Raw genomic sequence first — 16589 nt, forward strand, 5'->3', positions numbered from 1 at the left:
GCTCAACGAGCCAGCACGGGCTTGAGCGCCTTGCCCGTGTGCGTGCCCGCAGCCACCAGATCCTCGGGCGTGCCGGCCGCAATGATGCGGCCGCCGTCCTTGCCGCCTTCGGGGCCGAGGTCGATGATCCAGTCGGCCTCGGCGATCACGTCCAGGTCATGCTCGATGACGACCACGCTGTGGCCCGCATCCACCAGGCGGTGCAGCACACGGATGAGCTTGTCCACATCGGCCATGTGCAGGCCCACCGTGGGTTCGTCCAGCACATAGAGCGTGTGCGGCGCCTTGTTGCCGCGCCGGGTCACGTCGTCGCGCACCTTGGTCAGCTCGGTGACGAGCTTGATGCGCTGGGCCTCGCCGCCCGACAGCGTGGGCGAGGGCTGGCCCAGCGTGAGATAGCCCAGTCCCACGTCCTTGAGCAGCTGCAGCGGGTGGGCGATGCTGGGCATGCTGGCGAAGAACTCGACGGCCTCGTCCACCTCCATCTGCAGCACGTCGCCAATGCTCTTGCCGCGCCAGGAGACGGCCAGGGTCTCGGGGTTGAAGCGCGCGCCGTGGCAGACCTCGCAGGGCACCTTCACGTCGGGCAGGAAGCTCATCTCGATGGTGCGCATGCCCTGGCCCTCGCAGGCCGGGCAGCGGCCTTCGCCGGTGTTGAACGAGAAGCGGCCGGCCGCGTAGCCGCGGGCCTTGGCCTCCAGCGTTTCGGCGTAGAGCTTGCGGATGGTGTCCCAGAAGCCGATGTAGGTGGCCGGGCAGCTGCGCGGGGTCTTGCCGATGGGGGTCTGGTCCACCTCGAGCACGCGGTCTATGCCCTCGAAGCCCTGCAGGCCCTTGCAGCCGGACAGCGGCGGCGCCTTGCCGGCGTCCATGGCATCGCGCCCGGCCTTGGTGGCGCGCTGGCCGACCCAGGCGGCCACATTGGCCAGCATCACGTCGCGCGCCAGCGTGGACTTGCCCGAGCCGCTGACGCCGGTGACGGCCACCAGGCGCTTGAGCGGCACGCGCGCATCCACGTTCTGCAGGTTGTGCAAATGGGCGCCGCGCACGGTCAGCCAGCCCAGTGCGTCGGACGCGGGTTCGGCTTCGACAACGACAGGCGCGGCCTTCTTTTTGGATTTGGATACCTTGACAGGCGCGGGTTCCGGCACCGGTTCGGCCACGGCGGCAAGCTCGGCGGCCGCCTGCGGCGGCTGGCCTTCTCCCACCCAGCGGCGCGGCTGGAACGGGTGGCGCATGGCATGCAGCAGGTAGCGGCCCGTGATGGAGTCCTCGGCCGCCATGATGTCGGCCGCCGTGCCCTGGGCCACGAGGCGGCCGCCGCGTATGCCGGCGCTGGGGCCGATGTCGATGATGTGGTCGGCGCGGCGGATGGTGTCCTCGTCATGCTCGACCACGACCAGGGTGTTGCCCTTGTCGCCCAGCTTGTGCAGGGCGTTGAGCAGGATCTGGTTGTCGCGTGCATGCAGGCCGATGGTGGGCTCGTCCAGGACATAGCACACGCCCTGCAGGTTGCTGCCCAGTTGCGCGGCCAGGCGGATGCGCTGGGCCTCGCCGCCCGACAGCGTGGGCGCGCCACGGTCCAGCGTCAGGTAGCCCAGGCCCACTTCCTCGAGGAATTCGAGGCGGCTCTGGATCTCGGGGATGAGGTCGCGGGCAATGTCGGCCTCGCGGCCCGACATCGCCAGCGCCTGCACCCATTTGCGCACGTCGTTGACCGACAGCTGGGCGATCTCGGCAATGCCCACGCCATGGAAGCGCACGGCGCGCGCCGTGGCGTTCAGGCGTGTGCCCTGGCAGGTGGGGCAGGTCACTTCGGCCAGGTCTTCGATTTCCTGGCCTTCGAACTTGACCTCCCGGCCCCGGTTGTCCTCGACCAGCAGGGTGTCGTCATAGACCTTGCGCTGGTCCTTGGTGAGCTTGACGCCCGTGCCCACGCAGTCGGGGCACCAGCCGTGCTTGCTGTTGTAGGAAAACAGGCGCGGGTCCAGCTCGGCATAGCTGGTGGCGCAGACCGGGCAGGCGCGCTGGGTGGAGAACACCTGCAGGCTGCCGATGCCGGCCGTGCTCCGGCCGCCGGCCATGGCATCGGCCAGGTTGTCCAGGCCGGACAGCACATGCAGCACGCCCTTGCCTGTTTCCAGCGCCTGCGCCAGGTGGCCGCGCAGTTCGCGCTCGTTGGCCGCCGTGACGGTGACGCTGGCCACGGGCAGTTCGATGGTGTGCTCCTTGAAGCGGTCGATGCGCGGGAATCCCGTGGTGGGCAGGAATTCGCCGTCCACGCGCAGATGGGTGTAGCCGCGCGGCCGTGCCCAGTCGGCCAGCTCGGTGTAGACGCCCTTGCGGTTGACCACCAGCGGCGCCAGCAGGCCGATGGTCTGGCCCCTGAACTGCGTGAGCAATTGGGCCGCGATGCTTTCCGCCGTCTGCGGCTGCACGGCGGCGCCGTCGTGGATGCAGTGCTGCGTGCCCAGCTTGACGTAGAGCAGGCGCAGGAAGTGCCAGACCTCGGTGGTCGTGCCCACGGTGGACTTGCGCCCGCCGCGCGACAGGCGCTGCTCGATGGCCACGGTGGGCGGAATGCCGTAGACCGCGTCCACCTCGGGCCGGCCCGCAGGCTGGACGATGGAGCGCGCATAGGCGTTCAGCGACTCCAGGTAGCGGCGCTGGCCTTCGTTGAACAGGATGTCGAAGGCCAGCGTGGACTTGCCCGAGCCCGAGACACCCGTCACCACGTTGAACTTGCCGCGCGGGATCTCCACCGACAGCTGCTTGAGGTTGTGCTCCTTGGCGTTGACGATCTCGATGGCATTCCTGGCCGCGGCGCCCGACATGGCATGCGCCTTGCGCTGGCTCTTGTAGAGCATGGGGGCGACCTCGCGCACCGCCTCGCCGCCCACGCCCATGGCCAGGTCGTACTCGCGCAGCGCCTGGGCCGTGTGCGAGCCAGGAATCTGGCGCACTTCCTCGGGCGTACCCTGGGCCACGATGGCGCCGCCGCCGTCGCCGCCTTCGGGGCCGAGGTCGATCAGCCAGTCGCTGGCGCGGATCACGTCGAGGTTGTGCTCGATGACGATCAGCGAATGCCCGGCCTCCAGCAGCTTGCGCAGCGCGCGCATGAGCTTGGCGATGTCGTCGAAGTGCAGGCCCGTGGTGGGCTCGTCGAACAGGAACAATGTGCCCTTCTTGGCCAGCGCCTGCTTCGACTTGGCCTGGGACTTGGCAGCCTCGGCCAGGAAGCCCGCGAGCTTGAGGCGCTGGGCCTCGCCGCCCGACAGCGTGGGCACGGGCTGGCCCAGCTTCACGTATTCAAGGCCCACATCGACGATGGGCTGCAGGGCGCGGATGACCTCGCGGTCCTGGGCGAACAGCAGGGCCGCCTCGGCCACGGTGAGCTCCAGCACATCGGCCACGTTGAGCTTGCGCGGCTGCAGCTCGCCGGCCGCGTGGCGCTCGATCGTGACTTCCAGGATCTCGGGGCGGTAGCGCGTGCCGTTGCAGTCGGGGCAGCGCAGGTAGACGTCGGAGAGGAACTGCATCTCCACATGCTCGAAGCCCGAGCCGCCGCAGGTGGGGCAACGGCCGTCGCCGCTGTTGAAGCTGAACTTGGCGGCCGTGTAGCCGCGCTGGCGCGACAGCGACGCAATGGCGAACAGCTCGCGGATGGAGTCCCAGGCGCCCACGTAGCTGGCCGGATTGGAGCGCGCCGTCTTGCCGATGGGCGACTGGTCCACGAACATCACGTCGCTCAGGTGGTCGGCGCCCAGCAGGCGCTCGAAGGCGCCGGCCGCATCCGTGGGCTTGCCGAAGTGGCGCATCAGCGCGGGCACCAGCACATCCTGGATCAGCGTGGACTTGCCCGAGCCGCTGACGCCGGTGATGGTGACCAGGCGCTGCAGCGGAAAGTCCACGTCGATGCCGCGCAGGTTGTGCTCGCGCGCGCCTTCGAGGATGAGGCGTGGCGTGGACTCGGTCACCATGCGCTTGAGGCCGAAGCCCACCTGCTTGCGGCCACCCAGGTAGGCGCCGGTCAGCGTGTCGGCATGGCGCAGGTCCTCGGGCGTGCCGTCGAACACGATCTGGCCGCCGCGCGCGCCGGGGCCGGGGCCCATGTCGATCATGCGGTCGGCGGCGAACATCACGGCCGGGTCGTGCTCGACCACGACCAGGGTGTTGCCCGCATCGCGCAGGCGCTGCATGGCCTCGGTGATGCGTTCCATGTCGCGCGGGTGCAGGCCGATGCTGGGCTCGTCGAGCACGAACAGGGTGTTGACCAGCGAGGTCCCCAGGGCCGTGGTCAGGTTGATGCGCTGCACCTCGCCGCCCGACAGCGTGCGGCTCTGGCGGTCCAGCGTGAGGTAGCCGATGCCCACGTCGCACAGGTACTGCACGCGCGCCATGATTTCGGCGTGCAGCATCTTGAGGGCCTGGGCCTCGCCGTCATGCAATGGGGCGTCGACTGCCGGCGCCAGCTGCTGGAAGAAGTCACGCAGCCGCACCAGGGGCAGCTGCATCAGGTCGTGCAGGCACAGGCCCGGCAGCGCGTCCAGCTGCTCGCGGCTCCATGCCACGCCCTTCGGCATGAAGCGGCGGTAGCGGCCTTCGTCGCCGGGCGGCAGCACGGCATCGGCGGCCTGCTTGCCGCCCAGGCGCCACAGCAGGCTTTCGGTCTTCAGGCGCGCGCCGCCGCAGGTGGGGCATTCGGTATAGCTGCGGTACTTGGACAGCAGCACCCGAATGTGCATCTTGTAGGCCTTGCTCTCCAGGTATTCGAAGAAGCGCTTGATGCCGTACCAGGTCTGGGTCCACTTGCCATTCCAGTTGGGCGAGCCGTCCAGCACCCAGCTTTTCTGCGCGTCGGTGAGCTTGGCCCAGGCCGTGTCGCGCGGAATGCCTTCGGCCTCGGCGTGGCGCATCAGGTCGTCCTGGATCTCCTTCCAGGCCGGTGTCTGCACGGGCTTGATGGCGCCCGTGCGCAGGGTGAGCTTGTCGTTGGGAATGACCAGTCCCCAGTCCACGCCGATCACGCGGCCAAAGCCACGGCAGGCCTCGCAGGCGCCCACGGCGGAGTTGAAGGAGAACAGCGAGGGAATCGGCTCCTGGTAGCTCAGGCCGCTTTCGGGGCAGTGCAGGCCCAGCGAGAACTTCCACAGCTGGGGCTCGGTGGGCTGGGCACCTGCGGCTTCCACGGCGGATTCAGGCAGCACATAGACCGTCATGTGGCCGCTGCCGCGCTTGAGTGCCACCTCGATGGCCTCGTAGGCGCGGGCCCGCTCCACATTGCCCAGGCGGAAGCGGTCGGCCACCACGTCCAGCATCTTGACCTTGAGCGGCGCCGCCTTGGCCTTCTTGCCCTTGGCGTCGGCGGCAGGCTCCACGGCGCCGGCCTTCTCGGCCTCGCGCTCGGCCTGGACCTTGGTGAAGCCGCTGGCCGACAGCCATTGCTCCACCTCGGCGGCCGTGGTGTTGGCGGGCAGCTCGACGGGGAAGGTGATGGCGATGCGCGGATCACCGGCCTGCCGGCAACGCTCGGCCAGCTCCTCCAGCACGCTGTCGGGCGTGTCGTGGCGCACGGGCACGGCGGTGTCGCGGTCGAACAGCTGGGCTGCGCGCGCGAACAGCAGCTTCAGGTGGTCGTTGAGCTCGGTCATCGTGCCCACGGTGGAGCGCGAGTTGCGGACGGGATTGGTCTGGTCGATGGCGATGGCCGGCGGCACCCCCTCCACACGGTCCACGGCCGGCTTGTCCATGCGGTCCAGGAACTGGCGCGCATAGGCCGAGAAGGTCTCGACATAGCGGCGCTGGCCTTCGGCATACAGGGTGTCGAACACCAGGCTGGACTTGCCCGAGCCGCTGGGCCCCGTGACCACGGTCAGCTCGCCGGTACGGATGTCGAGATCCAGGTTCTGGAGATTGTGCTGGCGTGCGCCGCGAATTCGAATCAGACCGTGCGTCATGGGTGTTCTGTGGTCAGTGGGAGCCAAACATTCTAGGCAGTCCATGCGTCAGGCATCAGACGCTTCTCAATACCTGTATTTTTATACAGGTTAAACAAAAAGATACCCCCTCGACGCATCCGCGCGACCATAAAAAAACCCCGGAACCAGTCCGGGGCTCGTGCCTCTTGCCGAGGGCTTACTTGGCCATCTGCACGGAGGCAGGCATGGCCTGCTCACCCGGCGCACCCTTCACCTGGGTGACGGCCAGCAGCGAGACGACGACAAAGGCCAGGCAACCGGCCGCGATGATCCTCATGGTTTTTTCCTTGATCAGGCTTTGAAAAGACGAGCCCAGACAAAAAGGCCCCGTACCTTTCGGTACGAGGCCTGATGTGGCAGGCAGGTGCTGATTGGAACAGACCTGCTTTGCTCGCGGCTTACGCCGCGCGGCGATCAGAATGCGTGACGCACGCCCAGCGCGAAGGAGGAGAAGTCCGCGCCCTTCACACCGGTCATGTAGTTGGCGCCGGCCTTGTTGTCCACCTTGGTGTAGTAGCCGTAGACCTTGGTGCGCTTGCTCAGGTTGTAGTTGTAGCCCAGGGTCCACTGGTTGGCGCCGGAGTCGGCAATGTTGCTCCACTTGTTGGCGTGGCCCAGGTTCACGTGGAACTCGGAAGCGCCCAGGGTGTACATGCCCGACAGACGGAAGTTGTTGCGCGTGCCGCGGATCTGCTCGTCGTTGCGCTGGTAGTAGCCACCGACCACGAACTGGCCGAAGGTGTAGGCAGCGCGGAAGGCGGCCTGCTTGTCTTCGTCCACCTGGCTGTAGCCAGCGCCCAGGGCCAGAGGGCCCACGTCGTAGTTGACGGCCAGGTCATAGCCGTTCTTGCGGGCGGGCGTGGCCTTCTCGTGCATGGAGACCGAGCCTTCGACCGTCAGGCCACCGATGTTGGGGGTGGTGTAGGAGATCTTGTTGGCGGTGCCCAGGCCGCTGGCGAACCAGACGGGATCGAAGTACAGCGCGTCGGACGAGGTACCCGTGTCATGGTTGTGCATGCTCACGTAGTCGGCCGTGGCGAAGTAAGAACCGGGGAAGAAGTTGCCCATGCGGATCTTGCCGAAGCTGCCCGACAGGTTCACTTCGCTCTGGCGGCCGAAGGTCAGCGCGCCCGTGGAGGAGGAACCCATGCCGGTGTCGGAAGCGAAACCGCTTTCCAGCACGAAGCCGGCCTTCAGGCCGCCGCCCAGATCTTCGACACCGCGCATGCCCCAACGCGAGGAGTTGTTCTCCATCTTGTTGACGGTCTGGTCACCGATCTTTTCGCGTTCGACGGTCGTGTTGATACGGCCATAAATCGTCACGCTGCTTTGCGCCATCACGGTGGTGGAACCCAGCACGGCCAGCACGGCCAGGGCTACGCGGTTCATCTTGATCATCTCGGCATCTCCTTGGGATTGTTGAGTGGGTATTCTTGAAATCTCAGGGCCGACTCCGGCTCTAGATCAGTGCCATTTGCGGCTGCTGCGGATTCTAGGTGCGGGCATGTCAAAAAATGTATGCCCGCCTCTGAAAATGCGCCATCTGATGCTTTGCTGCCACAGGCATGACATGGAAAACCATTAGAAGCACCCAAAGAAAAAGCCCACGGCAAACCGCCATGGGCTTTCATCAATGCAGAGCAAAAAACTCCGGCCGATAACACGCACATCGCATGAACCCGGCGCGGCCCAAAGCCAGGGACACCAAGCAAGGGCCGCCCCGCCGCGAGGGTGTCGTCCCCCTCCCTTGCGAAGCAAGCAGAGAGGGGGAAGCGGCGTAAGCCGCTCAGGGGGTGCCTTCACTCAATCATTAGCGTAGATATCCACATCCTTGGTCTCGCGCAGGAACAGCGTGCCGATGATGGCCGTGGCGCCTGCAATGACGATGGGGTACCAGAGGCCGCTGTACATATTGCCGGTCTGGGCCACGATGGCGAAGGACATGGTGGGCAGCAGGCCGCCGAACCATCCATTGCCGATGTGGTACGGCAGGCTCATGGAGGTATAGCGGATGCGCGTGGGGAACAGCTCCACCAGCATGGCGGCGATGGGCCCGTAGACCATGGTCACGAGGATGACCAGGTAGGTCAGGATGGCGACCATCATGACCTTGTTCATCTTCGCGGGGTCGGCCTTGGTGGGATAGCCGTCCTCGGCCAGCACCTTGGCCACGGTCTTCTTGAACTCGGCGTCCTTGGCCTTGGCTTCCTCGGGGCTCAGGCCCTTGATGGAGAACGAGGGGATCTCGGTGCTGCCGATGCGGATGAAGGCCGTCTTGCCGGGCGCTGCGTCCTCGGAGTCATAGCTGACCGAGCCTGCGGCCAGCAACTGCTTGGCCACGTCGCAGGAGCTGGTGAACTTGGAGGTGCCCGTGGGATTGAACTGGAACGAGCATTCCTTGGGATCGGCGACGATGACCACCTTGTTCTTGGCCTGTGCCGCAGCCAGGTCGGGGTTGGCCGCTTCGGTCAGCGCCTTGAACACGGGGAAGTAGGTCACCACGGCCAGCACGCAGCCCAGCATGATGATGGGCTTGCGGCCTATCTTGTCGGACAGCGAGCCGAAGATCACGAAGAACGGCGTGCCGATGATCAGCGCCGCCGCGATCATGAGGTTGGCCGTCACCGCATCGACCTTGAGCTGCTGCGTCAGGAAGAACAGCGCATAGAACTGCCCCGTGTACCAGACCACGGCCTGGCCGGCGGTCAGGCCGATCAGCGCCAGGATCACGATCTTGAGGTTGCGCCATTGGCCGAAGGACTCGGTCAGCGGGGACTTGGAGACCTTGCCCTCGGCCTTCATCTTCTGGAAGGCCGGCGACTCGGACAGCGTCATGCGGATCCACACCGAGATACCCAGCAGCACGATGGACAGCAGGAAGGGGATGCGCCAGCCCCAGTCCGCAAAGGCCTGCTCGCCGATGGAGGTGCGCACGCCCAGGATCACCAGCAACGACAGGAACAGGCCCAGCGTTGCCGTGGTCTGTATCCACGAGGTGTAGGCGCCGCGCTTGCCGTGCGGCGCATGCTCGGCCACGTAGGTGGCCGCACCGCCGTACTCGCCGCCCAGGGCCAGGCCCTGCAGCATGCGCAGGCCGATGAGGATCACCGGCGCCGCCACGCCGATGCTGGCGTAGGTGGGCAGGATGCCGACGATGAAGGTCGACAGGCCCATGATCAGGATGGTCACGAGGAAGGTGTACTTGCGCCCGATCATGTCGCCCAGCCGCCCGAACACCAGTGCGCCGAAGGGCCGCACGATGAAGCCGGCCGCGAAGGCCAGCAGCGCGAAGATGAAGGCCGATCCCGCATCGAGCCCGCTGAAGAATTGCTTGGCGATGATGGCCGCCAGCGATCCGTAGAGATAGAAGTCGTACCACTCGAAAACCGTGCCTAGCGACGAGGCAAAGATCACCTTGCGTTCTTCCGGAGTCATGGGCCGCGGGGTCGCCTTGACCCCCGCGCCTTGCGATGCGTTGATAGCCATGTCTGTCTCCTTGATTTATTGAATATTTAGCGGGCTTGCCATAGGCCCGCCGATTCACTATCCGCCTGCCTGCTGACGCGAATCTGACTCACCTCTTACAGAAATTGACGGCGAACTGAACGATTTCTTACTAACTCAGCAGCAACCCTGATGCCGTCTTTTTCCATGTGAAAAGCACCGTAAAAACCCTGCCAAACCATGCTGCACTGCGTAAGCACTCGGTCAGAAGCGCTTTCCAGAATGCGCCGCAAGGCTGCAGATCCATGGGGCTGCCGCCGCGATTCCAACTTCAGGAGACAAACCATGACCGATCCGGTGGTAGACAAAATACAGCGCCATCCCAAATACCAGGAGTTGCGATCCAGACGCAATCGCCTGGGCCTTTTTCTGACGCTGCTGATGCTGGTCGTTTATTACGGCTATATCGCGCTGATTGCCTTCGACAAATCCTTTCTGGCCCAGCCCATTGGCGCGGGCGTGACCTCGCTGGGCATCCCGATCGCCATGGGCGTGATCGTGTTCTCGGTGATCGTCACCGGCCTCTACGTGCGCCGCGCCAATGGCGAGTACGACAAGCTCACCCAGGACATCCTGAAGGACGCCACGAAATGAAGAATTCCGCACAACGCATGCTGCTGGCGCCCGCCGTGGCGCTGGCCCTGACGGGGCCCGTGCTGGCCGCCGGCGGCGATGTCGGCGTGGCCGCCAAGCAGGCCACCAACTGGACCGCCATCATTCTCTTCACAGCCTTCGTCGTGGCCACGCTGTGGATCACCAAGTGGGCCGCGGGCCGCACCAAGTCGGCCGCCGACTTCTATACGGCCGGTGGCGGCATCACGGGCTTTCAGAACGGCCTGGCGATTGCGGGCGACTACATGTCGGCCGCCTCCTTCCTGGGCATCTCGGCCTCGGTCATGGCCAGCGGCTATGACGGCCTGATCTACTCCATCGGCTTCCTGGTGGGCTGGCCCATCCTGACCTTCCTGCTGGCCGAGCGCCTGCGCAACCTGGGCAAGTTCACCTTCGCCGACGTGGCAGGCTACCGCTTCTCCCAGACGCCGTTCCGCGCCTTCGCGGCCAGCGGCACGCTGGTGGTGGTGGCCTTCTACCTGATCGCGCAGATGGTGGGCGCGGGCCAGCTGATCAAGCTGCTGTTCGGCCTGGACTACTGGATCGCCGTGGTGCTGGTGGGCGGCCTGATGATGATCTATGTGCTGTTCGGCGGCATGACGGCCACGACCTGGGTGCAGATCATCAAGGCCTGCATGCTGCTGGCCGGCGTGACCTTCATGGGCTTCATGGTGCTGGCCAAGTACGGCTTCAGCCCCGAGGCACTGTTCGCCGAAGGCGTGCGCGTGCGCTCCGAGATCGCTGCCAACAACGGCGCCGACCCCTCGGCCGCGGCCAAGGCGGGCCTGGCCATCATGGGCCCGGGCGGCTTCATCAAGGACCCGATCTCGGCCATCAGCTTCGGCATGGCGCTGATGTTCGGCACGCTGGGCCTGCCCCACATCCTGATGCGCTTCTTCACCGTGCCCGATGCCAAGGAAGCACGCAAGAGCGTGTTCTGGGCCACGACCTGGATCGGCTACTTCTACGTGCTGATCTTCATCATCGGCTTCGGCGCCATCACCCTGGTGCTGACCAACCCCGAGATGGCCGATACGGTCAAGGGCGTGATCCACGGCGGCGCGGGCACGGCCAACATGGCGGCCGTGCTGGTGGCCAAGAGCGTGGGCGGCGACGTGTTCTACGGCTTCATCTCGGCCGTGGCCTTCGCCACCATCCTGGCCGTGGTCGCGGGCCTGACGCTGTCGGGCGCCTCGGCCGTGTCGCATGACCTGTACGCCACCGTGATCAAGAAGGGCAAGGCCGACAGCGCCGCCGAGCTGCGCGTCTCGCGCATCACCACGCTGACGCTGGGCGCCATCGCCGTGCTGCTGGGCATCGTGTTCGAGAAGCAGAACATCGCCTTCATGGTGTCGCTGGCCTTCGCGGTCGCGGCCTCGGCCAACTTCCCCCCGCTGCTGCTGTCGGTGCTGTGGAAGGACTGCACCACCAAGGGCGCGGTGATCGGCGGCTTCATGGGCCTGATCTCCTCCGTGGGCCTGACCGTGGTCTCGCCCCCGGTGTGGGAGGCCACGCTGGGCAACCCCGCAGGCTCGGCCTGGTTCCCCTACGCCTCGCCCGCGCTGTTCTCCATGACCATCGGCTTCGTGGGCGTGTGGCTGTTCTCGGTGCTCGACAAGAGCGCCCAGGCTGCCAAGGAACGCGCCATCTTCCCCGCGCAGCAGGTGCGCTCGGAAACAGGCCTTGGCGCCTCGGGAGCTTCGGGCCACTGAGCCATCGAGCCCCTCAGGCACCCACCATGAAAAGCCGGGCCCAGCGCCCGGCTTTTTCGTTGGCGTGGCAGCAGCCGCCCTCAGATTGATCGGCTGGAGAAGGCGCCTGATCGGATCTGCGATGGCCGGCGCCGTCCAGGCCTCTAGACTTGCGGGGTCTGCGCAGCTTCGCCTGTGCAGCATCGCTTCCCTATTCAACGCACAGGACAGATCCGACATGCAACTCATCAGCCAAAGCTTCCAGGACGGCCAGGCGATTCCCGGCGAATTCGCGTTCGCGGTGCCCGATGCGGCCTCGCACGTGGCGCTGTCGTCCAACCGCAACCCGCACCTGGCCTGGAGCGGCGCGCCCGCAGGCACGCAGTCCTTCGTCGTGGTCTGCCATGATCCCGACGTGCCCAGCCGCGGCGACGATGTGAACCAGGAAGGCCGCGAAGTGCCGGCCAGCCTGCCGCGCGTGGACTTCTTCCACTGGCTGCTGCTGGACATTCCGGCCGCCACCACCGAGATCGCGGCAGGCGCCCAGTCCGACGGCGTCACGCCGCGCGGCAAGAGCGGCCCGGCAGCCCCCGGCGGCCTGCGCCACGGCATCAACGACTACACGGGCTGGTTCGCGGGCGACGAGCAGATGAAGGGCGACTACTTCGGCTACGACGGCCCCTGCCCTCCGTGGAACGACAGCATCGTCCACCACTACGTCTTCACCGTCTATGCGCTGGCCACGCCCACGCTGGCCGTCTCCGGCGAGCTGACCGGCGCCAATGTGCGCGCGGCGCTGCAAGCCGGCCAGGTGCTGGGCAAGGCCAGCATCACCGGCCTGTACAGCCTGAACCCTGCGGTCTCCGCCGCCTGAGCGAACGCCTTTCCGGGCGCCCTACGTCGCGCCGGCCAGCCTGCGCAGCTTGATGAAGGCCAGCGCCGCCATCACGGCGTCGTTGAGCGCGTCGTGGGCCTCGCGCTGCGGCAGGCCCAGGTTGGCCATCAGCGTGGCAAAGCGCAGGTCGATCTCGGGCGCCTGCTGCTGCCAGGGCAGCAGCTGCCGGAAGCGGTGGTCGTAGTACAGGGCCGAGACCTCGATGCGCTCGTTGGGCAGCCCCGTGCCCAGCCAGGGGCGCAGCACGCGCTCGATCATGGCCACGTCGAATTCCAGGTAGTAGCCGACCAGCGGGCGGCTGCCGATGAAGCGCAGCAGCTGCGCCAGCGCGTCCTCGATGGCCAGGCCCCGGGCCAGGTCCCGCTCGCGCAGGCGGTGGATGCGCACGCTGTCGCCGGGCACGCTGCGCGAGGGGCGCACCAGCAGTTCCAGGCGTTCGCTGGACAGGATGCGCTCGCCCACGATGCGCACGGCGCCGATGGAGATGATCTGGTCGCAGCGCACATCCAGGCCCGTGGTCTCGCAGTCCAGCGCCACCCATTCGCCGGGCGGCGGCGCATCGAAGAGAAAGGCATAGGCGGGGTCCGCCAGCCTGCGCCGCTGCCAGTTGCGCCGCAGGCCCGCCACCCAGCGCTGCAAGGGCGCCGCGCTCATACGGCGTCCAGCCGCAGGCGCTGGCGCAGCAGTTCGCGGAAGCGCCGCACCACGGCCAGCGTGTCCTTGAGCAGGTCGCGCTCCAGGCTGCTCAGGCGCGCCGGGTCCACATGGCCGGTGACGGGGCGGCCCAGGTCGATCTCGGCCAGTCCCGCCTGCAGGCGCAGGCCCATGAGGAAATGCAGGCCCTGGAGCAGCTCCTGGCCCTGGGCGCCGTCGAGCACGCCCTTGTCCACCAGGGCCGCGATGCGCTCGGCCGTGCCGGTGGCGGCGATGCGCTGGGACAGCGCCAGGCTGCGCACGCCATGGACGATGGGGAAGATGCCGGCCTTCTTCAGGTGCACGGGCGCGCCCTCGCCGCCGCGGCCCAGCAGCCGCTCCCACCAGCTGCCCGGCTCGTGCGCGAAGGCGTCGACGGCCGAGGCGAAGCGCGCCACCTGGGCATCGCTGTCCAGGGCCAGCGCCATCAGGTCGCGCCGCACCGTGGCCAGCAGCGCGGCATCGCCCGCCACCGCATGGGCGTCGAGGAAGATCGCCAGGTGCATGAGGCCCTCGGGGCCGGGCAGGATCAGCCATTCGCGCACCTGCCTGCCGAAGCTGGCCACCGTGCCGCGCCACTGCGGGTTGCTGAGCATGATGCCGCCCGGGCATTCGGGGTAGCCGAAGCGCTGCAGCTGCGCGGAAAAGCGCGCGCAGATGGCGTCGAGGTCCTGGGGCGGCGCATAGCCGTCGCGCAGCAGCAGGCCGTTGTCCTGGTCGGTCTTGAGCAACTGCTCGCCGCGCCCCTCGCTGCCCATGACGAAGAGGCAGCTTTGGGCCACCAGGTCCGGCGGCGCCAGCATCTGCCAGGCACGCTCGAACAGGCGCGCATTGAGCTGCTGCACCAGCCGCGCCATCAGGGCCACCCGCGTGCCGCCCCGGTGCAGGGCGGCCACCAGGCGCGTGATCTGGGCGGCGGCCTGCTCCAGCGCCTGCAGGTCGGCAGCCTGCTCGATCTGCACGGTGATGAGGTGGGAGTGGTTGGCCAGGAAGCTGAACAGGTCCAGCGCCTCCAGAATGCCCAGCACCTGGCCCTGTGCATCCAGCACGGCCAGCCGGTGCACGCGGGCGCGCAGCAGCACGACCAGGGCATCGCCCAGCTGGTCGTCGGCGCGCACGGTGAACACGGGCTGGCTGGCGAATTCGCCCACGGCCAGCCGCTCCAGCGGGCGGCCGTCAAGGATGGCGCGCTGCAGCGTGGTGCCCGTGAAGATGCCCAGGCCGCCCTGCGGCAGTCCCGAGACCAGCACGCAGGTCGTGCGCTCGGCATGGAACAGGCGCACCGCGGAGACGATGTCCGTGGCCGCATCCACCACATGGGCGGCACGCAGATAGGCCTGGTCCACGCGCGCCAGCGTCAGCGACTGCAATTCGTGCCGGTCGGCGCGCTGGGCCAATGTGCCCAGCTTGTGGCCCAGGTCGGAGAACAGCAGGGCGCCAAAGGCGGTGTTGCGCGCGATCAGCTCGCCCACGGTTTCGCGCGCAAGCTGGTAGGCGATGAGTTCCTCGGCCACGGTGAAGCGGCTGCCCGTGCGGCCGGCCACCAGGGCGCGGCCGTCGAAGCTGTCGTCGGGGCCGTAGCTGGCCAGCACCTCGTCGCCCTCGGTCTGCACCACATGGCCCTTGATGATGACGAAGAGGTGGGTGGGCGCCGAGCCGGCGTCGAGCACCACGGCGCCCTCGGGGAAGTAGGCGATGTCCACGCCATCGCGCACCAGCGCCTGTTCGTCGGGCGTGAGGCAGTCGAAGGGAGAGGCGGCGAAGTTGAAGGCGTTGGGCATGGGGCGGGGCCGTTGTTCCAGCCCCGCCATTCAAACCTTCAGGCCTTGCTCCACGCTTGCAGCCGCGTCCCAGCCGCTGTCGAACCAGCCATCGCCTTCCAGGTAGGCACGCAGCATGGGCAAGCTGTCCAGGCCCCAGAAGAGGCGGCCATCGACCTCCCAGGCCGGCACGCCGAACAGGCCCCGGGCGGCGGCGGCCTCGGTGTTCTCGCGCAGCAGGCGCTTGGCGTTGTCCGCCGCATCCGTGCGCAGCTGCGGCGCCAGCGTGGCGCGCAGTGCGTCGAGCCGCGCGGGGTCCAGCGCGTCGGCGCCGCCCAGCCAGACATGGCGCAGCACGGCGTCCGCCACAAAGCGGTTGATGGTGCCGTCATCGCTGCACTCCAGCGCCAGGCGCAGCAGCGGCAGCGGGTTGAACGGATGGCGGGCCGGCATGTCCAGCCCCACGCCCGTGGCATGGCCCAGCCAGCTCACATGGCGGTAGGTCCATTCGCGCTTGCCCGCGATGCCGGCCGGTCCCGGGTTGGCGTGGCGCTGCAGCAGCGCGCCCAGCAGCACGGGGCGGTACTGCATGTGGTGGCTGATGCCCTGCAGCGCCTGCGGCAGTTGCGCGAACGCCAGCCAGGCATAGGGCGAGATGAAGTCGAGATGGAAGGTGATCTGCTTCATGGCGGGTGCGTCGTGATGGGGATCTAGGGTGCGGTGGCCGCGATGCCTGCGCGCTCCAGCAGCGCGTTCCAGATCGCCAGGCGCTGCGGCGCATCGGACTTGGACCAGGCGCGGATCTCGTCGATGGTGCGAAAGCACCCTTCGCAATGGCTTCGGTCGGGCGTCATGCGGCAGACCGAGATGCAGGGCGAGAGCACGGGTTCCTCTTCGGCACGCGGAGCGTATGCGGCGCGGGCCTTCTGGGCCAGCATTTCCTTGGGACCCATCATGCCGCCACCTCCTGCACCACGTCGGCCCAGGGCGCGCCGGCCAGCAGTTGCAGCGCGGCCGGCGTGGCCGCGAACACCGCATGCGGATGGCCGGCAGCCGCCCAGACCGTGTCGAAACGCTGCAGTTCCCGGTCCACCAGGGTCACGGGCGTGTTGGCATGGGCCACGGGGCTGACGCCGCCGATGGAAAAGCCCGTCTGCGCCTTGACGAAGTCGGCATCGGCACGGCCCACGGGGCCGACCAGGGCGGCGACCTTCTTCTCATCCACGCGGCGGTCGCCCGAGGCCACGACCAGCACGGCCACGCCGTCGCTGCGGCGGCGGAAGATGATGCTCTTGGCCACCTGGCCCACGAGGATCCCCAGCTGGTCGGCCGCTTCCTGGGCCGTGCGCGCGGCGCCGTCCAGCATGCGCGGGCCCTCGCCGTGGCCGGCCTGCTGCAGGAAGGCAGCCACGCGCTGCACGCCTTCGGGAAGATGGTGGAGTTCAGATCCGCACAT

At 67.5% G+C, this 16589-nt stretch carries 11 protein-coding genes; 3 read left to right on the top strand and 8 right to left on the bottom strand.

Annotated features, from left to right (window positions below; genetic code table 11):
• Positions 1 to 2 precede the first annotated feature (2 nt).
• The 3 genes from uvrA to DACI_RS30080 all read right to left on the bottom strand — a co-directional run bounded on the left by uvrA (position 3) and on the right by DACI_RS30080 (position 9464).
• Complete coding sequence (gene uvrA / locus DACI_RS30070; RefSeq protein WP_012207749.1) at positions 3 to 5957, bottom strand: excinuclease ABC subunit UvrA; 5955 nt, start codon at positions 5955 to 5957, stop codon at positions 3 to 5.
• 435 nt (positions 5958 to 6392) lie between these two features.
• On the bottom strand, positions 6393 to 7376 hold the full coding sequence (locus DACI_RS30075) for a porin (protein ID WP_012207751.1): 984 nt from the start codon (positions 7374 to 7376) through the stop codon (positions 6393 to 6395).
• A 405-nt stretch (positions 7377 to 7781) separates the two neighbouring features.
• Entirely contained in the window at positions 7782 to 9464 is a 1683-nt protein-coding gene (locus DACI_RS30080; RefSeq protein ID WP_012207752.1) for an MFS transporter, read from the bottom strand.
• A 303-nt stretch (positions 9465 to 9767) separates the two neighbouring features.
• On the opposite strand from DACI_RS30080, the gene DACI_RS30085 reads away from it, so the two are divergent.
• From DACI_RS30085 to DACI_RS30095, 3 genes are all read left to right on the top strand, one after another.
• Positions 9768 to 10076, top strand: a complete 309-nt coding sequence (locus DACI_RS30085; RefSeq protein WP_012207753.1) for a DUF485 domain-containing protein — start codon at positions 9768 to 9770, stop codon at positions 10074 to 10076.
• Positions 10073 to 11806: a cation acetate symporter gene (locus DACI_RS30090; protein ID WP_012207754.1), complete on the top strand. Its 1734-nt coding sequence runs from the start codon at positions 10073 to 10075 to the stop codon at positions 11804 to 11806. The genes DACI_RS30085 and DACI_RS30090 overlap by 4 nt, the downstream gene beginning before the upstream one ends.
• 217 nt (positions 11807 to 12023) lie before the next feature.
• Positions 12024 to 12659, top strand: a complete 636-nt coding sequence (locus DACI_RS30095) for a YbhB/YbcL family Raf kinase inhibitor-like protein (protein ID WP_012207755.1) — start codon at positions 12024 to 12026, stop codon at positions 12657 to 12659.
• 21 nt (positions 12660 to 12680) lie between these two features.
• Here the strand turns inward: DACI_RS30095 and DACI_RS30100 are convergent, their stop codons facing one another.
• From DACI_RS30100 to DACI_RS30120, 5 genes are read right to left on the bottom strand one after another with little or no spacing between them, the layout of a single operon-like run.
• On the bottom strand, positions 12681 to 13334 hold the full coding sequence (locus DACI_RS30100) for a 3'-5' exonuclease (RefSeq protein ID WP_043783014.1): 654 nt from the start codon (positions 13332 to 13334) through the stop codon (positions 12681 to 12683).
• Entirely contained in the window at positions 13331 to 15184 is a 1854-nt protein-coding gene (locus tag DACI_RS30105) for a DUF294 nucleotidyltransferase-like domain-containing protein (RefSeq protein ID WP_012207757.1), read from the bottom strand. The genes DACI_RS30100 and DACI_RS30105 overlap by 4 nt, the downstream gene beginning before the upstream one ends.
• The gene (locus DACI_RS30110) at positions 15185 to 15820 is read right to left on the bottom strand and encodes a DsbA family protein (protein WP_012207758.1); all 636 of its coding nucleotides are present in this window, start codon (positions 15818 to 15820) and stop codon (positions 15185 to 15187) included. It abuts the gene before it with no gap.
• Positions 15821 to 15843: 23 nt separating this feature from the next.
• Complete coding sequence (locus tag DACI_RS30115; RefSeq protein WP_049801477.1) at positions 15844 to 16086, bottom strand: DUF1289 domain-containing protein; 243 nt, start codon at positions 16084 to 16086, stop codon at positions 15844 to 15846.
• Positions 16086 to 16589 (bottom strand): YbaK/EbsC family protein, encoded by a 504-nt coding sequence (locus tag DACI_RS30120; RefSeq protein ID WP_012207760.1) that lies wholly within the window; start codon positions 16587 to 16589, stop codon positions 16086 to 16088. The genes DACI_RS30115 and DACI_RS30120 overlap by 1 nt, the downstream gene beginning before the upstream one ends.

Origin of the sequence: Delftia acidovorans SPH-1 (genome assembly GCF_000018665.1) — a bacterium.
Lineage (GTDB): Bacteria > Pseudomonadota > Gammaproteobacteria > Burkholderiales > Burkholderiaceae_C > Comamonas > Comamonas acidovorans.